Genomic DNA, 23,732 nt, shown 5'->3' on the forward strand with positions numbered 1-23,732 from the left:
CATCAGATGACCTTTTCAGTTAGCTTTTTGAATATACCACATGAAGAAAGCGGTTACAATAAAAATTTTGAATATTTTATGAACAAATTTGAAAAAGTCTAAAAAATTATATTCAAAAACCATTCATCTGAAAAATCATGAATTAACACGTCTATAGAACTCATGGATACTTTAATAGCAAATCAATTTGATGTTTATTTTTCCTGTCCTCGTGCTTGAATATGACGGCCATGAACCATCCAATATAACCCGATACAAAGTACTAAAATAAACGCAGTCACCGCATACATTTTACTGAAACCTACAGACGACGTTAAAAAGCCTAAGGCAAATGGACCAAATCCTAATCCAAAATCGAGACCAATATAAAACGTAGAGGTTGCAATCCCCATTTTGTCTTTGTCGGACACTTTGATGGCTGCGACATTACAAACGGCAGTCATTGAACCGTATCCCACACCTAATAGTGCACCAGAAATGAGTAAGAGCCATCCTGTTGAAGTCGTCACCACTGCTAAAGCAATTAAGCTGAGACAAAACAAAATGAGTGCAGGGTAAGCGATTTTGTTTTCATTATAACGATCCATAATTTTCCCTACGATAGGACGTGTAATGACTGAAGCAATGGCATAAGCGATGAAATAATAGCTTGCCACTGTAACGAGATTTAGCGTTTCCGCATAAATTTGAATAAAAGATAACACCGAGGCATAACCTAAACCACAAACGAGAATGACACTCGCGATCGGTAAAGCTGGAATAGAAACAAATTGTGAAAGTTTAAATTGCTTGTCCTCTGCCCTTAAGGGTTCCACCGTAAAATCGATATGTAAGGTAAAAGACATGAATAACGCAATAAATGCGATAATGACGCAAAGTACAAATAACACCACCGTCGGATAAATGTGTGACAATAATAAACCGACAAAAGGTCCAACAGCAGCGCCTACCACAAGGCTCAGACTAAATAAGCTGATACCTTCAGCGCGTCTGTCAACAGGTGAGATTAACGCGACAATGGTTCCTGTCGCTGTTGTTGCGATCGCTAAGGCAAAGCCGTTTAATAAGCGTGTCACCATTAAGAAAATAAGTGACCCTTCAAAAAAATAAAGACATTGCGTTAATATAAAAGCGATTAACCCAATGACTAAAATCTTTTTAGGTCCAATAACATTAATAAAACGGCCAATCATAAACCGCCCTAACAGTGAACCGACGATAAATAATCCCATGACTAATCCAGCCAAACTGTCAGAAACATGATATTGATTGACGGTATATTGGGTAATAACAACGATAAGCAAATACATCGTTAAATAGAGTAATAAACTTATGAGAAAATTCACTACATAACTTTTTGTTAAAAGTGGCGTTTTAGAATGCGCCATCCATATTCCCCCCTTCTAAAATTAGTAAGCCTAACTAACTATTGCCGTCTTATTCTAAATCTAAGTGAAATAATTTGCAAATAAGAGATTTTTATGGCAAAGCAAAATTGTAAGAAATCTGAATTCAATTTCCTACACAAATATGATTTAATAGAGTTGGAAGCGCTTAATTTTTTTATACATACATCCAATTCAATTCATAGAAAGATGGGAATCTTTTACTGTATGATATACAGACATAACTTGAAGCAGAGGTGACACATTGATGCAATCGATTAACGAATCTGAATTAAAAAAGCAATATTTAGACTTACTTGCTGAAAAATTTGATTCAGAAGAAAAAGTAGCAACCGAAATTATTAGTCTTGAATCTATATTAGAATTACCAAAAGGAACGGAACATTTTGTGAGTGATTTGCACGGGGAATTTAATGCCTTTCAACACGTGTTAAGAAACGGCTCTGGGAATGTGCAAGCGAAAATTCATGATATTTTTAACGAGCGTTTAACTGTGGCCGAAATGAATCAACTCACAGCCTTGGTGTATTATCCCGAAGACAAAATCAAATTAATTAAAAATGATTTCCATACAAAATCAGAACGTGATTCGTGGTATGAAGACACGATTCATCGTCTTGTTGAATTGATTAAATATACATCTTCTAAATATACACGTTCAAAATTACGTAAAGCTTTACCTAAACAATACGTGTTTATTATTGAAGAGCTACTCTATAAAAGTAACAAGTACAATAACAAAAATGATTATTACAACAACATCATTAGACAAATTATTAAACTGCATCAAGCCGATAAATTAATTATTAGTTTATCCAATACCATTCAACGCCTTGTTGTAGATCATCTTCATGTCGTTGGAGATATTTACGACCGTGGACCAGACCCTGATAAAATTATGGATACTTTAATTGACTATCATTCTGTCGATATCCAATGGGGGAATCACGATGTGTTATGGATGGGCGCTTATGCAGGTTCACAAGTCTGTCTTGCGAACTTATTGCGCATTTGTGCACGTTATGACAATTTAGACATTATTGAAGATGCTTATGGGATTAACTTACGTCCTTTGCTCACCTTAGCTGAAAAATATTATGACGATAACCCAGCGTTTCGTCCTAAAAAGCATCCCGAAAAATCGTCATCAGAATTAGAACAACTCCAAATCACTAAAATACATCAAGCAATCGCGATGATTCAGTTCAAACTTGAAGGACCCATTATTAAACGTCGTCCAGAATTTGAGATGGCGAGTCGACTTCTACTCGACCGTGTGAACTACCAAAACCATACTTTAGACATCGGGGGTAAAACATATCAACTCGAAAACACATGTTTTAAAACGATTGATCCCCGTAACCCAACGGCCTTACTTGAAGAAGAAAGAGAAGTCATGGACAAATTAATCGTCTCTTTCCAAGAATCTGAGAAACTCCGTCGTCATATTGATTTCTTAATGAAAAAAGGCAATCTCTACTTGCGTTACAATGGTAATTTATTAATCCATGGTTGTATTCCAGTAGATGAGGATGGCAACATGGAAGGCATGGAAATTGCAGGAACACATTATGCGGGACGCGCATTGATTGATGAATTTGAATATCATGTACGCAAAGCCTACAATGACTTAGATACGCAAGATGATTTATCGACAGATTTAATTTGGTATTTATGGACAGGAAAATATTCTTCCCTTTTCGGTAAACGTGCCATGACGACATTCGAACGTTATTTCATTAGTGATAAAGCCACACATAAAGAAGTCAAAAACCCTTACTATCACCTTCGTGAAGATGAAGAAATGGTTAAGAAAATGTTAGCTGAATTTGAGATGGATCCTGAAACAGGGCGTATTATCAATGGACATACCCCTATCAAAGAACGTGACGGTGAAAATCCTATTAAAGCGAATGGCAAAATGCTTGTAATTGATGGTGGATTTTCTAAAGCCTATCAAAGTACGACAGGTATCGCAGGATATACGTTACTGTACAATTCATTCGGTATGCAACTTGTGGCGCACCAGGAGTTCAACTCAAAAGAAACTGTTTTAAAAACGGGAGAAGATGAGCACTCTATAAGACGTGTCGTTGATGAAGAATTAGAACGTAAACTGATTCGCGATACGAATAAAGGCCTGGAACTCCAAAAAGAAATCGATATGTTAAGAGCATTAATGGCCTATCGATATATGAAAAAATAATCTAATAAGAATAGCCATCCCAATTTATTTTCAGATAAATTGGGATGGCTTTGTAATTTTTGAGGACACTTTGTCATCCCCATGATTCCCCTCTTTTATAAGCTATAGTGTGATTTTTCTCTTTCTTAAAATATAATTGGCAATTTTTATCATATCAGTGTAAAATTTAGTAATGTGAATTTTGAGGTTTCTCATAGTTAAAATTGATATCTCTTGCGTCAAAGAGCGTAAGAAATTCAATAGCATCCTTCAAGCCTATCGACATGTGAAATCACACCCCTTTTATATGTCCGTAGCACTTGAAATGCATTGACTTAAAATCATCAAATATGAATTTACAGCAACGAGCAACTATCTTATAATAATGAAAGCGTTTTCTTTAACGATGACAAATGGAGGGGTTTTTTGTGTTAGAAGTGTTAAATAAAATTAATGCGGTTTTATGGGGTGCACCGAGTTTAATTTTATTAGTGGGTACAGGGTTATTTTTAACATTTGTACTGAAAGGTTTACAATTTAGCAAGTTAGGCCATGCGTTTAAACTTGCATTCGTCCCAAATAAAAAGGATACCGATGAAAGTGAAGGCGATATCAGTAACTTTAAAGCGTTAATGACTTCCCTCGCTGGTATGATTGGTAATGGGAACATTGCAGGTGTGGCAACAGCCGTTACGCTGGGTGGTCCTGGTGCTGTATTTTGGATGTGGGTCGTCGGTTTACTTGGCATGACGACAAAATATGCCGAAGCTTTACTTGCGATGAAATATCGTGATAAAAACCAAATTGGCGAATATATTAGTGGTCCCATGTATTACATAGAAAAAGGATTAGGTCCAAAATTTAAATTTTTAGCCATTGCGTTTGCTATTTTTGGCGCATTTGCTTCTCTAGGTATTGGTAATAGCGTTCAATCTAACACAATTGCAGACGTAATGACGAATAGCTTTAATGTTAATGGCGTTATCACTGGGATTGTATTAGTCATTTTGATTTCTTTCATCATCTTTGGTGGGATTAAACGTATCAGTGATGTCGCAGGATTTTTTGTACCGATGATGGCCATTTTGTATATTGGTGCTTCTATTTTAATCATCGTGCTTAATTACGACAAAATTTTACCTGCCTTTGGTTTAATTTTTGAACACGCCTTCACACCTGTTTCTGCTGCTGGCGGATTCTCAGGTATTATGGTGATGCAAGCTTTACAACACGGCGTTTCAAAAGGAATCTTCTCAAACGAAGCAGGTCTTGGTACGGTGGCTTTAATATCTGGTAACGCGAAAACGAGCCACCCCGTGATTCAAGCCCTTGTCGCAATGACTGGTACTTTTATCGTTACGATTATCGTTTGTACAATGACGGCTCTTGTTTTACTTGTAACGGGCTTTTGGGATCCTTCAGGAGGTCTTCTCTCCGGTGTTAAACACGATCCAAGCCTTGAAGCCGGTGCACTGACAAGTCAAGCCTTTGCGTCTTCACTAGGGATTGTCGGTGAATATGTGGTTTCGTTATCGGTTATTTTCTTTGGATTCTCAACAATTATTGCCTGGTTTGTTTACGGGGCGAAGTGTTTTGAATATTTATTTGGTGTCAAACTCATGATGATTTACGCTGTGATTTATGTCATTGCGACCTTTATTGGTACTGTCGCTGATTTACGTTTAGTATGGGCTTTTGCAGATACAGCGAACGCACTCATGATGATTCCAAACTTAATCGGTATTTTATTCTTATATAAAGTTATTCGCCAAGAAACAGAAGATTACTTCAAACCATCAACAAAACAATTTAATTCATAATTTTGATTAAGAGTTAGAACTATGGATTTCATCTTAAGTGAGTAGGCCATCAAGATTTATCTAAGGATAAATTTTGATGGCTCTTTTAATATAATTAATTAGGTAAAAAATCAATAAGTTATGTTTTATAATATGCACTGATGAACAAATACAATAAATTTGATTGATTCCTAAGCCGAGACTTCTGAGGCATCTAGCCGAAACCGAAAATCCATTTTAAGATTGAGATTAGCTCAATCTTAAACTATGGATTAGCTATTCACGTATGTTCATAGGTGTACTGAATACGTAACTCATTTCATTCGTAACGTCTTCATGCAGAGGTAAGGCGCCTAGAAAAGCGAGGCTTTATGGAACAATCAAATAATTAAAATAGTCTACTTCCCTGCATTGTTTTTTTATCTTTGGCTAGGGTAAACAGACAATGAGGTGATATGAAATGGAACAACAAGCCATTCAAAAAATAAACGAAGTCATTGCACAATCACGCATTGGTGTTTTATCAACGTCTTACCAAGATCAACCGAACAGTCGCTATATGATTTTTTATAATGATGGTTTAGAACTTTATACAAAAACAAGTAAGCAATCTCGCAAATTTGAAGAACTTAAAAACAACCCTAAAACACATGTTTTATTAGGTTATGAAGAACAAAATAATTTACCTTACGTTGAAATCGAAGGCACAATCGAATTGGTTACATCTCAAGAAATCATCGACGAATTGTGGCAATCACAAGACAAAACGTTTTTCGATTCCAAAGAGGATCCTGATTTAGTTGTTTTGCGCATCATTCCTGAAACGATACTGTTACATGATTCTAAAACACAAGGTGCACCGGTTGAAATTGATGTCAGTAACCTTTAATATATAGACCAACACATAATTTATTTTAAAACATAAAGGAGCCTCACTATGATTGAACGATTACAAGAAGTCATGTTATATGTAGATGATCAAGAAAACGCAAAACAATTTTGGACTGAAAAATTAAACTTCAAAGTCATTTCTGACGATGTGGCGAACGATATGCGTGTCATCATATTAAGCCCGACTACCGACGCGCAAACTTCTATCGTCTTACACGATAAAGCAAAAGTAGAAGCGATGGGTATGGGTGTCAATACCGGAACTCCTTCCTTGATGTTTGTCACGCAAGATATTGACCAACTGTACGACGAATTAAAAGCAAAAGGTGTCACAGTCGGTGATAAAGTAGATATGCCAGGAGGCACTATTTTCAATTTTTCAGACGACGAAGGACACTACTTTGCGGTTAGAAGCTAATCCTATTTTGAACGTATATTAAAAGAGAGACGTAAATCTTCAAGATTTTGCGTCTCTCTTTTTTGCGCTTGACCTTGACGTGACGTCAACCTGTACATTTATCATAGAAAGTGAGGTGAACAGGATGTATCAGATTAAAGCATTGGCTAGGAAAACAAATATTTCGACCCGTACATTAAGGTACTACGATCAAATAGGTTTATTAAAAGCACACCGTCACCCGAACTCTGATTATCGCTATTATGATAATGCGCATTTAGACCGGCTTCAACAAATTTTAATTTACAAAGAAATGAATGTACCACTATCACAAATTAAAGCAATATTGGATGAGCCAACGTGTGATTTAAATCAGACATTACACCATCATTTAGAGATGTTATTGAAGCAACAAGAGGAATTAAGTAAAAAAATCCAACACATCAAACGACAATTAGGAGGAACCACTATGACTGTGGAACAACGTTTTGAACATTTTAAACAAACCGAATATAGAAAAAATAAAGCACAATATGAGAATGAATTAAATGAAAAATATGACGCACCGACACTTGAAGCTTTCGACCAACATTATTTAAACCTAGACTACACTACATTTAAAAACGCTGAAGAAGCTGAACGTCAACTTTGCACGGCACTCAAAGATTTGTTAGAAAATCCCGTGTCACTTAAACATGAAAAAGCACACTTTATATTTAATGTTCATCAATCTTGGTTAAAAGCTATGGCCCCTTATTATTCTAAAAATTATCACCTTCAAATGGCCGACCTTTATGTCCATGATGAACGCTTTGCGCAATATTACACTCATCTGGCAGGTGAAGGTGCCCCGGAACTTTTGGCCAAAATCATCTACCATTATGCCTAAACTCCTCGCTTTAAAGCTCGATGAAATTTGTTAGATTTTATCATTTTAAAAGCGCTCAAAATCCATTCTTTCTGAATTTTGAGCGCTTTTATTCTGTTATTCCGACGAGGTCACTTCTCCGTGTCGTTGTAATTGATACATTTTTTCGTAAATGCCCCCTTTTCGAATTAACTCATCGTGTGTGCCTCGTTCCACAATTTCCCCACGGTTTAAAACGAGTATTAAATCTGCATCTTGAATTGTGGATAAGCGATGGGCAATGGCGATAGTTGTTCGACCGTGGCGCATTTTTGTCAACGATTGTTGGATAAGTTCTTCCGTTTCTGAATCAATATTCGCAGTCGCCTCGTCTAATATTAATATTTTGGGATCAATGGCCATCGTTCTCGCAAAAGCGATCAGTTGACGTTGGCCACTTGAAAGTGTGCTCCCTTTTTCAATCACAGGGTGTTGGTATCCCTCTTTAAAGTTCATAATAAACTCGTGCGCATGAACAAATTTTGCGGCTGCTTCGACTTGTTCGAATGTCATTGTGGGGTGATAGAGTTTAATATTGGATTCAATTGTCCCGTAAAACATAAATGGATCTTGCAGGACGAGACCGATTTTTTCTTTTAATTCCGCTTTCGGAAATGTTTTAATCGATTGTCCATCGATGAAAATATCTCCCCGTTCAAATTCATAAAAGCGCATAAACAAATTAATGATAGAACTTTTCCCTGACCCCGTATGTCCGACCAGTGCTACTGTTTGTCCTGGTTCAGCAACGAAACTGATATGGTGCAGAACGTCTTGTTTTCCATCATAACTAAATGAGACGTCACGAAATTCAATACGCCCCTCTTGAATATGGCCGTTTTCTTGGTGTTGTGCAGGGGCAATATCTTGGTTATCCATCATGTGAAACACACGACTGGCGGACACGACCGCTTGTTGAAAAATATTTAAATTTTGACTGACCTGATTGATAGGTTCGAAAAAACGTTGCATATATTGGATAAAGGCATAAACTGTCCCCGCTGTGACTGCTGTCCTAAAACTTAATAGGCCGAAATACGCTAAAATCGCAATAATAGATAATGTAGAAATCAAAGTAATGGCAGGTCTAAGTAATAAACTGTCTAACCGAATGGTTTTCATCATATAGTGATAATGCGAGGAATTAATCTCCGCAAATTCTGATTTCAATCGGCGTTGCTGATTAAAGACTTGAATGATTTTAATTTCCTCAATCGATTCACCGAGTTTCGCATTTAAATCTGAGAGTTTGCGTCTTGTTTCATAAAAATAAATCGATGCATATTTACGGTATAACCCTAAAACGAGCGCAATGAGTGGCACGAAACCTAACGCAAAAAAGGCCATCTTGAAATCTAAGACAAACATCATCACAAAACTTGAAATCACCATAAAAATGGCCACTAAAAAGGTCGCTAAAACTCCCGTAAACATCTCCACAATGGCTTCTGTATCATTTGTTAAACGTGAAACAATACTCCCACTCGGTGTTTGATCGAAGAAACGCATGCCCAAACTTGAGATATCATGAAAGGCGTCTATTCGAAGTTGTTGTATGACTTTTAATGCCAAATACTCTAAAAAGTAAACGCTCAAATAGCCAGTGACTGCAACTGTTAGCTCTACAAAAATAAACAATATAAGCAAAAAGGTGATTTCATTTCCCGGGAAATGTTGTGGGACGAGGTAACGGTCAATGAAGACCTTTACGATGTATGGTATCAACATACTCGCTACTGTCGTTAACACTAACATTGAAAGGGCTAACGTAATGAGTAATTTGAACGGGAATGTATATTTTAAAAGCCTTCCTAATGCTTTCATTTGATCTTTAGACGTCATTTGAGGTTGTGATTCACTCATCTTCCTCCCCCCCTTTTTACAGTGTCACCGAGCGCTTCTGTTAATCGGTGTTCCATCGCTTGTGCTTGAAATGTTTCCGCATACCAACCTTGTTGTGCCATCAAGGTTTCATGTGTGCCTTGTTCTAAAATTGTCCCTTCTCGCATCACAATAATTAAATCGGCATGCATAACTGCGCTCATACGATGTGCGGTAATAATGTTGGTTTTACCTTGACGCGCTTGTTTTAAATTTTGGAGGATTTGTGTTTCTGTTTCCGCATCTACCGCAGACAGCGAATCATCAAGGATGAGCACTTCTGGATTTGCAAGGAGCGCCCGTGCAATTGAAATCCGCTGTTTTTGACCTCCTGAAAGTGAGACGCCCCGTTCTCCCACAACTGTGTCGTATTGGGCAGGAAGGGTCATAATATCTTGATGAATACGGCTCATCTCGCTAGCATGATAAAGTGTCGCGTCGTCAATATCAGGTTGACTAAACGCAATATTTCCTCTTATCGTTGATGAAAAAAGAAAATGATCTTGAGGAACATACCCAAACTGCGCTCTCAATAAGTCAATGGGATACTGACTTAAAGGGTAACCCCCGAAAGTGACATCTTCAGCACGAGGAGGATCAAACTCTCTTAAGAGTATACGAATCAATAAACTTTTCCCTGAACCTGTACTCCCCACAATGCCGACCGTCATTCCGGGTTCTATTGTGAAAGTCACATCGTGTAAACTTGGGTCCGTTTCCTCTGGAAACGTAAACTCTTTCAGTTGAAAACGTATATTTCCTGTTGGTGCCACCGATAACGACTCCTGGTCATGTGTATCGTCAGGCTCTGCCAATAACTTTAAAATACGTTCATACGACGCACTGCCACGTTGCACAATATTAAAGAAAAATCCAAGCGCCAGTAAAGGCCAAACCATCATCCCGAGATATGTCGTAAAAGTAATCAGTTGGCCAATCGTAATGTCCTTGCCTATGACCATATAAGCCCCAAATACCACACTTAATAAATAACTTGCCCCAATCACGAGCTGTATCGTAGGGTCAAATAGTGCGTCGATTTTCGTCACTTTAAGATTTTTCGCGACAACACGATCACTCAACTCGCGGAAATCTTCTTCATCTGCACGTTCATAACCAAAAGATTTCGTCACTTTGACACCCGCAATGCTTTCTTGTGTTTTATCATTGAGTTCACTAAACGCACCTTGCGCATCTTTAAACCCTTTATGCAGTAATTTCCCATAGAATTGCGTCAAAATCACTAAAATCGGCAACGGTAACATGGCAATTAATGTGAGTTTAGGACTGACCGTTACTGCCATCATCACTAACGTCATCCCACCCATGATCAGTGCATCTGAAATCGTCATGACCCCAACACCCGCCGTACTTTGTACCGCACGAATATCATTGGTCGCATGCGCCATTAAGTCTCCTGTACGATACGTTTGAAAAAATTGGGCCCGCATACTGATGTATTTGTCATACAATTGCTGACGAAGTAGCCGTCCTAATTTCGCACTCGCACCGAATAATTGTAGACGTGCATAGTATCTCAGCACATAAACCATCAGACCTGTGAATAAGATAAGACCTAAATACATCATTAATAAGTGTGAGGTCAACGTTTTTGAAGTCATATGGTCAATGACACGCCCAATAATTTGAGGTGGAACCAAACTACAAAATGCGGTCACAAACATGGCCAAAAAGGCAGTGATAAAGCGACATTTCTCTTGTTTGAAAAACCAGCTTAACGCACGAAAAACCTTCATCGTCTCCCTCCTTTAAATAGATAGATGAATGTGAATACTATTATACCTCAACTCATAAGATAATTTATCGATTAAAAGAATTACTGATTGTTTGAGAAATGTCCAACTAGGGCATGGTATATATGTCATTAAATTTGGAGGAGGCCCTTTTATGACTACTGTTGACATTCATCCTGCTTATCCGGAACTTCCTGAATCTGGATTTTTAACAACACTTGCCATAGAAGAAATGAGTTACCCCCTTTTTGGTACAGGTCGATTAAATGAAATCTATGCGCATATTCATACGTTATGGAAGAAAAAACACAATCGATTTAGCTATGATTTCAGTTGGGTCGCTCACGTGGATGGCAAAGTCGCTGGAATTATCACGGCGATGCCTGCAAAACAAATCGTTAAAGCTGATGTCTACACATTTTGGCATATCCTGCAACTCAAACAATGGAATGTCTTCAAACATCTTTATGAATATGCCAACAATATCCGAGCATTACTCGCACTTGAAGAAGGAAAAGATGACGAATTTCACATTACGCTCCTAGCGGTGATGCCTGAATTCCATCGTCAAGGCATTGCTACTGAACTGTTACAACATATTGACGTCTTTGCGCATCATCATGGTTACCGTAAAGTCTCTTTAACCGTGAAGCAAGATAACATAGAAGCCCAACAACTCTACAAAAAGCAGGGATTTACTATTGATCAAGCGCTTCATCATGACCCATATCATTTATATCGCATGGTTAAACAATTATAGACAATTAGCTGATGCTCATACGTCATAGTATAAGTTTGCACCAAAGCCTTCCTTCAAACGAGTGCATTTACATGTTATCGATTATTTTACACGATTAGCATGATTATCGCCTATTTTTTATACATTTGCGTCCATCTCATATAATTTGTAATGACACATTTCGTGGGTAATGCTAATAAAAAAGGAAACGAGGTCGAAATTATGTCAAAGTTTGATCATGTCCAAGCGCCAAAGCAATTTGCGCGTCATCAAAAAACGATTTTAGTGTTAAAACATTATGAATTTACTGCCGATGCGCGTATCTTTTTTAATGAAACAGCACATCACGATTTAAAAGATAACCGCTATTTATTAGATATAGAATTGTGGTCAAAAACCGATGAATTAGGCATGGGTGTCGATTTTAGAGTTATTGACAAAATTTATAAAACACACCTTGCCCCTCACTTAGAAGGTCAACTCTTAAATGATACGTTACCTGATATGAATATTACATTAGAAAATATGATTCACTGGATTTGGGAAGTTTTTAGCACACATCTTCCTGACGATGTGTCCCTCAATGCGATTACAATGTATGAAACACCAGAACAAGGCATACGCTTCACACGCGACATCATGGCACAATAAAAAAACGCAGTTAGACATAAAAGACACCAATAATTAAATCAGTTAAACCGAGTCGTTAAAAAGATTTATATCTTAGGTTCGTAAATAAATATAGCGAATTTGATTGGTTCCTAGCCGAGACTTCTGAGGCATCTAGCCGAAACCGAAAATCCATTTTAAGGTTTTTTGCTTGCTACAATAAAAAAGTGGCAGTAGCTGACTGGATTGAGCATGCGCTTTTTAAGCTTTACGCAACTTTAAATAAGGACCACCTATTCACGCAAGTTCATAGGTGTACTGAAGACGTAACTCATTACATTCCTAACGTCTTCATGCACCGGCAGGCATTACTACGAAATCAGATAGATTTCTGTAATGCTCCCAGAAAAGCGAGGCTTTGTGGAACAATCAAATTTATGAAATTATTTATGTTTCAATAAAATTCAAAACCACCCAAGTGTTGAGAAATCACACTTAGGTGGTTTTAAAATTCCTTTATTTATTTTGAAGTTGTCGAATGCAGTCAACTAGCGCTTCTTCTGACTCTACTTCAAAATCTGGTTCATAGCCTTCCTTTGTTCGTGCACGATTACGGCGATTAAACCATATCATTCGCCATCCTGCATCTAAGGCACCAACCACATCATTTTCAAAGTTGTCACCGATATAAAACGTTTTTTGAGGATTTAATTCTAACGTTTGTGCGACATGTTCAAACAAAGCGACGTCGGGTTTCATCATTCCTTCTTCAGCAGAGATAAAGAGATGATTTTCTGGAATAAGATGATCTAATCCTAACGCTTTGAATTTCATACGTTGATGATGCCCTTCACCGTTGGTAATAATCCCGACTTGAACTCCGCTTTGTTTTAAGTCATACAATAATGTCTTAATAGGATGCGACAAGGCAATATGTTGTTGCGCTTTTTCATAGTCTTTTTGAAAATCGAGTGCTTTTTTCTCTGGCAATGCGATATCAAAATCATTCACCGCTTCGGTAATCCGATAAATATGCATTTCTGTCAGTGTCATTTGACCTTCTTGGGTTTGTTCAAACACCATATCGCTATAATGTCTAAAATGCCGGTACAACGTTTCAACACCAATATCGCTATCCGCAAAGTGATAATGATACGCTACATTGAATGCACCCAATTGATCGTACAACGTGTCATCTAAATCAAAAATATAAGTATATGCCATCAGTGCCCCATCCTCTCGACAATGAATTTGTTACTCTTTATTATAACCCGTTCTCATGCTTTTTACATAAATCATGTTACTCAATTTCAACTCAAATCCATTGCCTTCTGTTTCATTACGCGCCTCTCATTTTTTAATATCACCTCAAAAAGTTAGGGAATTTATGATAATGTTTCATCTAACACTTGACGCACTTGTTTTAAAAAGGGCCGTGTGCCTTCGATGCCCTGTTCCTCTAAACGGCGAACGATTTCACTCCCTATAATAACGCCATCTGCTACAGTGCTAATCTCTCGAACATGCTCAGGCGTTCTGATCCCAAATCCAGCCATTACAGGAATCTCTGTTTCATTTTGGATGTGTTGGATTTTAGTTTTTAATTCAGGATGGAACTGCCCATTTTGACCTGTCGTTTCATTCATTGTGACCGTATATATGAAACCTTCAGCGTGTTGCGCAATTTGTTTGAGGCGTTCTTCTTTTGCTGTCATGGCGATCAGTGAAATGATTTTGACACGGCGTTGAGGATAACGTGCTTTTAATTGTTCAGCATATTCAAAAGGCATATCTGGAATAATTAAACCATACACCCCCGCTTCATCGACGGCTTGCATGAAAGCTTCTTCTCCATATGCTTCAATCATATGCGCATACGTCATTAAAATCGTTTTGGTTTTTAATTCATGTTGGTGCGTGTTCAACTGCTCTAAAATCTTTTCCACCGTCATTCCCGCTTCAATAGCTTTTTCACCGGCTGCTTTAATCGTCGGACCATCTGCAACAGGATCGGAGAATGGAATACCTATTTCGACAAAATCAGCACCTTCTTCATCTAAAAGTTTGAGTTCATTGATAAATTGAGGGCCTCCCATAATATAGGCTACAAAATATTTACGCATGTGATGAACCTCCTTTTTGTTCCATATATTTACGAATCGTTTCCATATCTTTGTCACCGCGTCCAGAAACTGTGACCACAATAATTTCATCTTTATTCATTTGAGGGGCGAGCTTTTCCACATAACTTAATGCATGTGCACTCTCAATCGCGGGAATAATCCCTTCCGCTTTTGTAAATCGCACGAGTGCTTCCATGGCTTCTTCATCAGAGGCAGATTCATACGTGACACGCCCTATATCGTGATAATAACAATGCTCAGGACCTACACCTGGATAGTCTAATCCAGCAGAAATGGAATGCGCCAGTTCAATTTGATGTTGATCATTTTGAATCAAATACATTTTAGCGCCATGTAATATCCCTTTTTTCCCTTTAGAAATCGCTAAGGCATGTCGATTTGTCTCTTTTCCTTCTCCTGCTGCTTCAACACCATAGAGTTTTACATCATCTTCAATGAAGGGATAAAACGTTCCAATTGCATTAGATCCTCCGCCAATACACGCAACGACGGCATCAGGTAAGCGTTGTTCTTTGTCTTGAAGTTGTGCTTTAATTTCATCACCTATTACCCGTTGGAAATCACGTACCATTGTCGGAAATGGGTCTGGTCCTAAGGCTGAACCTAATAAATAGTGTGTATCATCCACATGAGACACCCAGTATTGAAGCGCTTTGTTCACGGCATCGGATAACGTGCCTTGACCTTCTTCTACGGATTCTACTTTTGCGCCGAGTAATTCCATGCGAAAGACATTGAGTTGTTGACGCTTAATATCTTCCGCTCCCATAAATACGACCAATTCCATATCAAATAATGCTGCTACAGTGGCACTCGCAACACCATGTTGCCCAGCGCCTGTTTCTGCCACGAGTTTCTTTTTACCCATACTTTTGGCGATGAGCGCTTGCCCAATCGCATTGTTGATTTTATGGGCACCCGTATGATTTAAATCTTCTCGTTTTAAATAGATTTTGGCGCCTCCAAGTGACTCGGTATATGATTCCGCATACGTCAATGGCGTCTCACGCCCCACATATTCTTTCAAATATGTGTGATACGTTTTCATAAACTCTGAATCTTCTTTTGCTTCATCATAAGCTGCTTTTAATTCTTGGATAGCAGGCATTAATGTTTCAGGCACATAACGGCCTCCGTAACCTCCAAATAACCCGTTTTCATCTGCTTGTAATTGAATATTTTTCATGATTGGTCTCCTTTCACGCGCATAGCGATTTGTGTCATTTTCGTAAGATCTTTTATCCCTTTATCATGTTCGATACCACTTGCGACATCTAATCCAGCAATATGTGGAAAATTGTCCATTAAAGCTTTCACATTTTGTAAATTTAATCCCCCCGCTACAATGACGGGGATTGTGCTCAATTCTGTTAAATGTCGCCAATCAAAACTTTCTCCTGAGCCTCCATAGGCTTCAGTAGGTGTATCGACAATGATTTTATCGACGACTGGCCTATAGTTTTTAATATTTTGTTCCAACTCATGGGTTGCTGGAAGGGCTTTAATCAGTTGGACGTCTGGATAACGTCTTTTTAATTTTCTTACAAACTCCGGAGGTTCCTCCCCATGTAATTGGAGGGTATTAATCGTTGTTTTCCGTAATACTTGTTCCATCATGGATAGTGGCATATTGACTGTGACTGCCACGCGGTCAATATGGTCAGGCACCTGTTCTGTAAGTATGGGAAGATGATCTAAATCCACATAACGTGCACTTTTGGGATAAAGGATAAATCCTATCGCATTAATATTCAGTGCACTGGCTTCTCTCACATCTTGGATTCGCGTAAATCCACAATATTTTAAATACATATCCCTCAAATCCTTTGATATTTAAATGATTGGAGTAACAACACTGGATCAGACGCTTTCATCAATGATTCCCCGATAAGCACCCCATGAATACCGGAAGGCACGAGTTGTTCAATGTCTCGCGTGGTTTTAATCCCGCTTTCTGAAATATAAAAGATATCCTCTCTTTTGGATTCTAAAATCGTATTTGTATGTGTCACATCGGTAATGAACCGTTCTAAATCGCGGTTATTGACACCTATCAAATTCGGTTGTAGCTGATGGGCACGTTTTAGTTCTTCGGTACTGTGCACTTCGACTAAGACTTCTAAGTTTAATTGGCGTGCATAATCATATAATCGCTGTAAAGCTTCGTCGGTTAAAATATGGACAATCAGTAAGATGATGGACGCCCCCGCTTGTTTGGCGACATCAATTTGGCGTTCATCAATTATAAAATCTTTACATAAAACAGGAAGTGTGGTTTTCTTCGTTAAATCGACTAACCGTTCAAATGAACCGTTAAAATAATGTTCATCCGTTAAAATGGAGATCGCAGCCGCGCCGCCCTTTTGATAAGCTAAGATTTGTTCTTCAAGGTTACGTTCAGGAATGTTTGAAACTGTTGGGCTTTTAGATTTGATTTCAGCGATGACTTCGATACAATCGCTCTCACGTAATTGGTCTATGAGCTTGCTTTTATAACTGACGTCTACAGTGGGTAAAGTTTGACGTTTTTGTTCATAATAACCTTCATTTAATAGTCTTTTTTTATAAAGAACAATTTCATCCAATATGTTCATGAGGCACCTCCTCGGTTACTTTTTCATATTGACAGTAAGCTTGGCCACTTTGGATTAAGTTAGCTGCTAAGATGACACCATCTTGAATGTTAATTACCTTTTCTGCGACATAGAGCGCAAGTGCAGCGTTTAAAATAACGACATCTCGACGCACCGTAGTGTCCGTCCCGTTTAAAATTCCTAGAGTAATCGCTTTATTTTCTTCTGGAGTACCTCCTTGCAGTTCGGAATTCTCAGCATAACGTAAGCCTAGTTCTGTCGCATTCAAGGTATAAGTGTGTATACCGTTTGCGTTAATTTCGACGATTTGATTTTCTCCAGAAAGTGTCGCTTCATCCATTCCTCCAGCACCGTGAACGACAATTGCTTTTTTTCGTCCAAGCCGTTTTAACGTTTCTGCCACCTTTTGCATGCGTGTCGGGTCGTAAATCCCCATCACTTGATAATCAAGTTTAAACGGGTTAATGATAGGACCCACAATATTAAAAATGGTCGGCCGGCCGACTTGCTTACGGACAGGTTGTAAATGTTTCATTATCGGATAGGACTGTGTCGCACTAACAAAAGCTAAATCTGTCATAGCTACTTGTTGTGTCACCTTTGCCATTGGCGTCGTTGGAATATGCATCGCTTGTAAAATATCTACACTCCCCGACTGTGACGTGACACTTTTGTTCCCGTGTTTGATAACAGGCACACCCGCCGCTGCAACGATAAACGAGACGGTCGTTGAAATGTTAAAGCTATTAGAACCGTCTCCCCCCGTCCCACAAACACACATACTGCCGGCATATTTGGGTTGAGGGTCATAAGTTGTTTGGATTAAAGATTGCGCTAAATTATAAAGTTCATCTGCGCTCTCACCTTTCGCCGTATAAGCTTCAAGGAGACGGACTTTTTCATCTAAATGGACTGTTTCTGAAAGTAAATTTTGAACAAATGTCTCCGTTTCTGTACGTGTCAGTGAATGTTGTTGTTGTAATGTATTAAGTAATGTCATGTGGGAGCACTCCTTTCTTGGCAAGCTTCATAAAATTTTGAATGACTCGGGCAACATTTGGACTCGCAAATGATTCGGGATGGTATTGTATGCCAAAATGTAATTGTGTATCGTGTTCAAATGATTGAATCGCATCTTCCGTACGACCGGTCACCTTTAATGTTTTGGGTAAGGAAACTTCTTCACAAATAAGAGAATGATACCGCATAATATCAGAATATTCTGATATATTTTCGTACAATGCGGTTGGATGGTCATAGGAAAGTTGATCTATTTTCCCATGCATCACACGTTTGCCGACAATGACGTTGCCACCGTAGTAGCTGTACAGTGCTTGTGCACCTAGACAAACCCCTAATATCGGCAAATCATTAAAATAATGAATGATGTCTTTGAGGTGAGAAGTATCATCTGGATGGCCTGGCCCTGGCGAAATGACAAGGACATCTGGTTTTAAATCATAAATTGTCGCATCATCTGGGTAACGAATGACCACTTCATCAAATGGAGCGAACAAATCCACGAGATTGTACGTAAATGAATCATAATTATCGATGACAAGAATCATAGCGTCACCTCCAGTAAACTTTTTGCTTTGAGACGTGTTTCTTCCAGTTCTTTCTCTGGAATCGAATCATAGACAACCCCACACCCTGCTTCGACATTGACGTAAGTCTCATCAATGACCATCGTGCGAATCGCAAGCGCCAAATCAAGCGCATGGTCACAATTGATATAACCGACACCACCACTATACACCCCGCGTTGATAGGGATGTGCTTCGTAAATACGTTGAATCGCTCTCACCTTAGGCGCACCTGAGACTGTGCCTGTCGGTAACAAAGAGGTAATCACATCCATCGGAGAAACATGAACGTTTAAAGTCCCAATCACTTCGCTCACAATGTGCATCACATGTTCATACCGTTCAATCGTCATTAATTTAGGTATTTTCAAAGAACCAGGTTCTGCAATACGTAAAATATCATTGCGACCGAGGTCAACCAACATTCGATGTTCACTCAACTCTTTTTCGTCTGTCAGGAGTATCTCTTCATTGTCTAAATCCTCTTGAGATGATTTCCCTCGCTTTATTGTTCCAGCAATAGGATTAGTCATGACTTCTCGGTCTTTCACTTTCACGAAACTTTCAGGTGAACTTCCTACAAATATTTGGGCGCCCATATTGTAATAAAACATATAAGGGCTTGGATTGTTACGCTTAAGTTTTTGATACAATTGATACGATAAAGTATTGAGCCCTTTATTAAAGTAATGTTTATAACGATAAACTCTCGAAGGCACGACTTGAAACATATCCCCTTGTTGAATCAGTTGCTTAAACATTTTAACCCGTTGTATAAAATCAGCGTCAGAAACATTCGTTTCAATATGCTTTTGTGGTAAAGCGCTGGATTCCTCATTTTCAAACAATTGGAGTTGGTCAAACTCTAACATCATGGCGTCTAATCTTGACTCAAGTTCTGATTCAGTCGCATTTGAAAACAAATTCGTCGTTATCACGTAGATTTGCTCTTTATAATGATCAAAAACATACACCGATTCCACCATATGAAATAAGGCATCACACCCTTCACCTTCAATGGGGTATTTTTTTAAAACCGGAAACGCATGTCGCACAAGATCAAAACTGCAATAACCCATAAATCCTGAAATAAATGGAAGTGCTTTAAGTTGTGGTTCTTCAACCTTCGCATAATACGCGTTGATATATTTTTTCAAAGCATCAAACGGCGCGGCCGTAATACTTTTGGTTTGATGTGGCGTTTTGATAAATAATTTTTCTTTATATAAAGTGCATTCCCCATATGTCTCAAAGACCACAATAGAATAGCGCCCTTTCGTTTGATGGGTCGTCGCACTTTCTAAAACAATTTTTTTGTTGCGATGTCTCGCAAACGTTTCAGGATTGACCGGAGCGTTGACCACTCGATATTTAATCTTCATCTTGTACCTCCTTTAAATAAAAAATCCGCACATGAATGTCCTTCATCAGGACGCTTCACGCGCGGTACCACCTTCATTAACAGTTGTTACTGTTCACTCTCAATATTTATTTGGTTGCTTATAGTAAGACCCAATTCATTTTGTATAGGTATGAACTCGCATCACCCGTTCATTTTCTGACACTACCCAATGACAAAACTACTTCATCTTACCTCACAAATATAAAAACACCACATTAACGCTCTCGAAAGGACGCGTTAACGTGGTGCCACCTTTATTAACATGCACATCGCATGTTCACTTTAAACATAATTTAAATGTAAGCATAACGATTGCCCAATTCACGAATGCATTGTGCTAACTCTCATCACCCGTTAGCTTTCTTGTTGCTACAACTACAAACGTTACTTATCAATCTGCTTAAGTTGTTTGATAATTCATACTATACAGATAACCTTTTGCCTTGTCAACACGTTTTAGTTATTTATTTTGTGTAGCGAAAGCTTTCGCAATATTTGCGAGTTTCTCAGGTGCATCATGTTTATCCATATGCACTTCAACAAGGTGCATGGATTGAGGATGCTCGTTGACTTTATCCATGGCCGTTTTAAGTTCACGAGACGTTGTGACATTATACGTAGGAATATCTTCATTGCCAAATACCGTCGGAAGTAAGCGATAATTCCATGAGCCAATATCATTATAAGGCTGATGCTCTCCATGAATTTTACGTTCAACAGTATATCCATCATTATTAATAATGAAAAGAACTGGATTTAAATCATGGCGCAACATCGTCGCAAGTTCTTGTACAGTTAATTGTAGTGAGCCGTCCCCAATCAATAACACATTTCGACGATTGCGATCAGCGAGTTGTGTCCCCAAAGTAGATGGGAATGTATAACCAATAGATCCCCATAAAGGTTGTCCAATAAAGGTCACATCTTTGGGTAAAGCTAACTCATAAGCGCCGAAAAATGATGTCCCTTGTTCGGCAAGTAACACGTCATTCGGTTGGATAAAATTTTGCATTACTTCAAAATATTTTTCTTGCGTTAACGGTTTATCGTCTACGTCAACCTCAGTATGAGTAGATTGCGCAAACTGAGGAAATTCACCATCAAATTGATAATTCATTGTTTTGAGTGTTTGAATAATGTCAGAGAGTGACATCGGTGACATTGTTTGATTATCGAATTGTATATTCTTATGGTTTAACATAACCACTTTGTCATTTGAAAATTTTTGTGAAAAGCCTGCCGTTGCAGAGTCTGTTAACTTTGCGCCTAAGGTTAGGACTAAGTCGCTGTTATCAACATAAGATTTAATCGGTTCATGCGCAATACTGCCATCATAAATGCCCATGTAATTTGGATGTGTTTCATCAAAGGCTGATTTACCCAATGATAATTGCGCAACAGGAAGTTTTAACTGATCCACAAGGTCACGTAATTCATTGTGTAACTGAAAGCTATTGATTTCATGGCCTACAATCAGTGTCGGTTGTTTAGCTTGTTTTAATTTTTGTTCCACTGTAGAAACCCAGTCTGTTTTATCACTGCTACGATTTTCTGGATATTCCACTTGTTCAGGCACTTCTATTTCCACCATCGCTGTATCAATCGGCAAATGGATATGAACCGGACGTTTATCATCTATTGCCGCTTGAATGACACGCGGAATTTCAGTAAGCGCATTTTCTGGTGTCACATACGTTTGTGCGACAGTAATAGGCTCAAACATTTTTTGATAAACATCAAACTGGCCTTCCCCTAAAGAATGATGTACATATTTTCCTGCATTTTCAACCACAGTTGTTGGTCCACCTGTAATCGCAATGACAGGGACACGCTCCGCATAGGAACCCGCAATGCCGTTCACCGCACTTAATTCACCCACACCAAATGTTGTGACTAGTGCACTTAAACCTTTGATGCGTGCATAACCATCTGCCGCATAAGCAGCATTTAATTCATTGGTATTCCCTATCCAGTTGAGTGTCGGATGTGCGATGATTTCATCTAAAAACGCTAAATTGAAATCACCAGGAACGCCAAATATCGAATCTACACCTTGACGCGCTATTTCATCAAAAATAAATTGACTAACTGTCTTTTTCATTTTTTCACCTTTTTTCTCTATTTTTCTTACAGTATAGTCAATCTATTTATAAACGTCAATTATATTGACCTTTATTTTATTTATGTTACATCACACATTTGTAAGCACAATAGATAGTTATAAAAATAGAGTTGTTCTAAATAATTGTTCAACTGCACAAATGTTGTTCAAACGATAAAAAAGAGACCCGAAATTTTCGGGTCTCTGGTTATTCGAGCTTAAATGAATTATTGCTCTTCTTTTTCTTTACGACGTCTGCCGAATAAGAATAATGATCCAAGCGCAGCAATTAAGCCACCGAATAATGTTGGGTTCGTTGTAGAACCTGTTTCAGGTAATTCTCCTACTTTAGCTGTTGCAGGTTTGTCTTCAGATCCTGTCACTTTAACTGTATCACCGTCGTTAAGCGCTACATGTTGAGAGACAGATACTGTGAATTGACCTTCATCATCAGCTTCAGTTGTTACTGTAGTGTCACCTGGGAATTCAACTTTCACTGGTGCACCTGGTTCTGTTTGACCAGTTAAAGAAGTGTCATTATTTTGAATTGGTTTCACAACAGGGCAATCATTATTACCGTCATTATTGTTGCCATTGTTATCAACTGGTGGTGTTGTTGAATCATCTTTATCACCTGTGACAACAACAGTTGTTGAATCAGATTCGTTTCCACCTTTATCAGTTTGCGTTACAGCAATTGTGTCGCCATCTTTAATTGTTACTGTTGGTGGTACATCCACTGTCCAAGTTCCGTCTTCGTCTACAGTTCCAGTCACCACTTCGCCGTTAGGGAATGTCACTGTTACTGTGCCACCTGGTTCACCTTCACCAGTCACTACTGTGTCACCTGGTTTAATTGGATCTACAACTGGTGGTTCAGGAGCGATTGTATCAGTCACTGTTCCGTTACCTGGCGTAGAAACGTTACCGTTATCGTCTTCTACTGTTGCAGTGATTACGTCACCTTCAGTTAATGTCACTGTTGGCGGTACATCCACTGTCCAAGTTCCGTCTTCGTCTACAGTTCCAGTCACCACTTCGCCGTTAGGGAACGTTACTGTCACTGTTCCACCTGGTTCGCCAGTACCAGTTACTGTTCCATCGTTTGGCTGTGGATTGTTCACAACTGGTGCGTCCGGTGCGATCGTGTCAGTTACTGTTCCGTTACCTGGCGTAGAAACGTTACCATTGTCGTCTTCTACTGTTGCAGTGATCACGTCACCTTCAGTTAATGTTACTGTTGGTGGTACGTCCACTGTCCATGTACCATCTTCTTCAACTGTACCTGTCACGACTTCTCCGTTAGGGAATGTTACTGTTACTGTGCCACCTGGTTC

20 protein-coding genes are annotated in these 23,732 nt (G+C 38.6%); 7 read left to right on the plus strand and 13 right to left on the minus strand.

Features of this window, described 5'->3' with window-relative positions:
- Window positions 1-194 precede the first annotated feature (194 nt).
- Window positions 195-1,388 carry an MFS transporter gene (locus G8Y84_RS11175; RefSeq protein ID WP_107366336.1) on the minus strand — a complete coding sequence of 398 codons (1,194 nt, stop codon included), beginning with the start codon at window positions 1,386-1,388 and terminating at the stop codon, window positions 195-197.
- A 265-nt stretch (window positions 1,389-1,653) separates the two neighbouring features.
- Here G8Y84_RS11175 and G8Y84_RS11180 point away from each other — a divergent pair, with 265 nt between their 5' ends.
- The 5 genes from G8Y84_RS11180 (at window position 1,654) to G8Y84_RS11200 (ending at window position 7,567) form a co-directional block, all read left to right on the plus strand.
- Window positions 1,654-3,612: a fructose-bisphosphatase class III gene (locus tag G8Y84_RS11180; protein WP_037575195.1), complete on the plus strand. Its 1,959-nt coding sequence runs from the start codon at window positions 1,654-1,656 to the stop codon at window positions 3,610-3,612.
- 407 nt (window positions 3,613-4,019) lie between these two features.
- The gene (locus tag G8Y84_RS11185; RefSeq protein WP_103158677.1) at window positions 4,020-5,411 is read left to right on the plus strand and encodes an alanine/glycine:cation symporter family protein; all 1,392 of its coding nucleotides are present in this window, start codon (window positions 4,020-4,022) and stop codon (window positions 5,409-5,411) included.
- A 439-nt stretch (window positions 5,412-5,850) separates the two neighbouring features.
- Window positions 5,851-6,279, plus strand: a complete 429-nt coding sequence (locus G8Y84_RS11190) for a pyridoxamine 5'-phosphate oxidase family protein (protein ID WP_037575201.1) — start codon at window positions 5,851-5,853, stop codon at window positions 6,277-6,279.
- Between the two features lie 48 nt (window positions 6,280-6,327).
- Window positions 6,328-6,699, plus strand: a complete 372-nt coding sequence (locus G8Y84_RS11195) for a VOC family protein (RefSeq protein WP_037575204.1) — start codon at window positions 6,328-6,330, stop codon at window positions 6,697-6,699.
- Window positions 6,700-6,823: 124 nt separating this feature from the next.
- Complete coding sequence (locus G8Y84_RS11200; protein WP_037575207.1) at window positions 6,824-7,567, plus strand: MerR family transcriptional regulator; 744 nt, start codon at window positions 6,824-6,826, stop codon at window positions 7,565-7,567.
- A gap of 96 nt (window positions 7,568-7,663) precedes the next feature.
- On the opposite strand, the gene G8Y84_RS11205 is transcribed toward G8Y84_RS11200, so the two are convergent.
- Entirely contained in the window at window positions 7,664-9,448 is a 1,785-nt protein-coding gene (locus G8Y84_RS11205) for an ABC transporter ATP-binding protein (protein ID WP_165806365.1), read from the minus strand.
- Window positions 9,445-11,223, minus strand: a complete 1,779-nt coding sequence (locus G8Y84_RS11210) for an ABC transporter ATP-binding protein (protein ID WP_103158679.1) — start codon at window positions 11,221-11,223, stop codon at window positions 9,445-9,447. Before G8Y84_RS11210 ends, G8Y84_RS11205 begins: the two co-directional genes overlap by 4 nt.
- A gap of 151 nt (window positions 11,224-11,374) precedes the next feature.
- Here G8Y84_RS11210 and G8Y84_RS11215 point away from each other — a divergent pair, with 151 nt between their 5' ends.
- Window positions 11,375-11,980: a GNAT family N-acetyltransferase gene (locus G8Y84_RS11215; RefSeq protein ID WP_037575216.1), complete on the plus strand. Its 606-nt coding sequence runs from the start codon at window positions 11,375-11,377 to the stop codon at window positions 11,978-11,980.
- A gap of 201 nt (window positions 11,981-12,181) precedes the next feature.
- The gene (locus G8Y84_RS11220) at window positions 12,182-12,610 is read left to right on the plus strand and encodes a 6-pyruvoyl trahydropterin synthase family protein (protein WP_105965471.1); all 429 of its coding nucleotides are present in this window, start codon (window positions 12,182-12,184) and stop codon (window positions 12,608-12,610) included.
- A gap of 474 nt (window positions 12,611-13,084) precedes the next feature.
- Here G8Y84_RS11220 and G8Y84_RS11225 read toward each other — a convergent pair whose 3' ends face one another.
- The 10 genes from G8Y84_RS11225 to G8Y84_RS11270 all read right to left on the minus strand — a co-directional run.
- Window positions 13,085-13,792 carry an HAD family hydrolase gene (locus G8Y84_RS11225; RefSeq protein WP_165806366.1) on the minus strand — a complete coding sequence of 236 codons (708 nt, stop codon included), beginning with the start codon at window positions 13,790-13,792 and terminating at the stop codon, window positions 13,085-13,087.
- Window positions 13,793-13,953: 161 nt separating this feature from the next.
- On the minus strand, window positions 13,954-14,691 hold the full coding sequence (gene trpA / locus G8Y84_RS11230; RefSeq protein ID WP_165806367.1) for a tryptophan synthase subunit alpha: 738 nt from the start codon (window positions 14,689-14,691) through the stop codon (window positions 13,954-13,956).
- Window positions 14,684-15,898 carry a tryptophan synthase subunit beta gene (gene trpB / locus G8Y84_RS11235; RefSeq protein ID WP_107378533.1) on the minus strand — a complete coding sequence of 405 codons (1,215 nt, stop codon included), beginning with the start codon at window positions 15,896-15,898 and terminating at the stop codon, window positions 14,684-14,686. Before trpB ends, trpA begins: the two co-directional genes overlap by 8 nt.
- Entirely contained in the window at window positions 15,895-16,524 is a 630-nt protein-coding gene (locus G8Y84_RS11240) for a phosphoribosylanthranilate isomerase (RefSeq protein WP_165806368.1), read from the minus strand. Before G8Y84_RS11240 ends, trpB begins: the two co-directional genes overlap by 4 nt.
- A gap of 5 nt (window positions 16,525-16,529) precedes the next feature.
- A complete protein-coding gene (gene trpC, locus G8Y84_RS11245) occupies window positions 16,530-17,306 on the minus strand; it encodes an indole-3-glycerol phosphate synthase TrpC (protein ID WP_165806369.1) in 777 nt (258 codons plus the stop codon).
- Window positions 17,290-18,306, minus strand: a complete 1,017-nt coding sequence (gene trpD / locus G8Y84_RS11250) for an anthranilate phosphoribosyltransferase (protein WP_165806370.1) — start codon at window positions 18,304-18,306, stop codon at window positions 17,290-17,292. The genes trpC and trpD overlap by 17 nt, the downstream gene beginning before the upstream one ends.
- On the minus strand, window positions 18,293-18,874 hold the full coding sequence (locus tag G8Y84_RS11255) for an anthranilate synthase component II (RefSeq protein ID WP_037575234.1): 582 nt from the start codon (window positions 18,872-18,874) through the stop codon (window positions 18,293-18,295). The genes trpD and G8Y84_RS11255 overlap by 14 nt, the downstream gene beginning before the upstream one ends.
- A complete protein-coding gene (locus tag G8Y84_RS11260) occupies window positions 18,871-20,274 on the minus strand; it encodes an anthranilate synthase component I (RefSeq protein ID WP_107372006.1) in 1,404 nt (467 codons plus the stop codon). The genes G8Y84_RS11255 and G8Y84_RS11260 overlap by 4 nt, the downstream gene beginning before the upstream one ends.
- A 480-nt stretch (window positions 20,275-20,754) precedes the next feature.
- Window positions 20,755-22,395, minus strand: a complete 1,641-nt coding sequence (locus G8Y84_RS11265; RefSeq protein WP_119505296.1) for an alpha-keto acid decarboxylase family protein — start codon at window positions 22,393-22,395, stop codon at window positions 20,755-20,757.
- Window positions 22,396-22,622: 227 nt separating this feature from the next.
- A partial coding sequence (locus tag G8Y84_RS11270; protein WP_165806371.1) for an Ig-like domain-containing protein occupies window positions 22,623-23,732 on the minus strand: 1,110 nt, incomplete at its 5' end.

Origin of the sequence: Staphylococcus sp. 11511212 (genome assembly GCF_011394755.1) — a bacterium.
Lineage (GTDB): Bacteria > Bacillota > Bacilli > Staphylococcales > Staphylococcaceae > Staphylococcus > Staphylococcus chromogenes.

Bases quoted from the DNA above. Each gene is read 5' to 3' on its own strand.
- G8Y84_RS11175 (WP_107366336.1), bottom strand. From the start codon at position 1,388: ATGGCGCATTCTAAAACGCCACTTTTAACAAAAAGTTATGTAGTGAAT.
- G8Y84_RS11180 (WP_037575195.1), top strand. From the start codon at position 1,654: ATGCAATCGATTAACGAATCTGAATTAAAAAAGCAATATTTAGACTTA.
- G8Y84_RS11190 (WP_037575201.1), top strand. From the start codon at position 5,851: ATGGAACAACAAGCCATTCAAAAAATAAACGAAGTCATTGCACAATCA.
- G8Y84_RS11195 (WP_037575204.1), top strand. From the start codon at position 6,328: ATGATTGAACGATTACAAGAAGTCATGTTATATGTAGATGATCAAGAA.
- G8Y84_RS11200 (WP_037575207.1), top strand. From the start codon at position 6,824: ATGTATCAGATTAAAGCATTGGCTAGGAAAACAAATATTTCGACCCGT.
- G8Y84_RS11205 (WP_165806365.1), bottom strand. From the start codon at position 9,448: ATGAGTGAATCACAACCTCAAATGACGTCTAAAGATCAAATGAAAGCA.
- G8Y84_RS11210 (WP_103158679.1), bottom strand. From the start codon at position 11,223: ATGAAGGTTTTTCGTGCGTTAAGCTGGTTTTTCAAACAAGAGAAATGT.
- G8Y84_RS11215 (WP_037575216.1), top strand. From the start codon at position 11,375: ATGACTACTGTTGACATTCATCCTGCTTATCCGGAACTTCCTGAATCT.
- G8Y84_RS11220 (WP_105965471.1), top strand. From the start codon at position 12,182: ATGTCAAAGTTTGATCATGTCCAAGCGCCAAAGCAATTTGCGCGTCAT.
- G8Y84_RS11225 (WP_165806366.1), bottom strand. From the start codon at position 13,792: ATGGCATATACTTATATTTTTGATTTAGATGACACGTTGTACGATCAA.
- trpA (WP_165806367.1), bottom strand. From the start codon at position 14,691: ATGCGTAAATATTTTGTAGCCTATATTATGGGAGGCCCTCAATTTATC.
- trpB (WP_107378533.1), bottom strand. From the start codon at position 15,898: ATGAAAAATATTCAATTACAAGCAGATGAAAACGGGTTATTTGGAGGT.
- G8Y84_RS11240 (WP_165806368.1), bottom strand. From the start codon at position 16,524: ATGTATTTAAAATATTGTGGATTTACGCGAATCCAAGATGTGAGAGAA.
- trpC (WP_165806369.1), bottom strand. From the start codon at position 17,306: ATGAACATATTGGATGAAATTGTTCTTTATAAAAAAAGACTATTAAAT.
- trpD (WP_165806370.1), bottom strand. From the start codon at position 18,306: ATGACATTACTTAATACATTACAACAACAACATTCACTGACACGTACA.
- G8Y84_RS11255 (WP_037575234.1), bottom strand. From the start codon at position 18,874: ATGATTCTTGTCATCGATAATTATGATTCATTTACGTACAATCTCGTG.
- G8Y84_RS11260 (WP_107372006.1), bottom strand. From the start codon at position 20,274: ATGAAGATTAAATATCGAGTGGTCAACGCTCCGGTCAATCCTGAAACG.
- G8Y84_RS11265 (WP_119505296.1), bottom strand. From the start codon at position 22,395: ATGAAAAAGACAGTTAGTCAATTTATTTTTGATGAAATAGCGCGTCAA.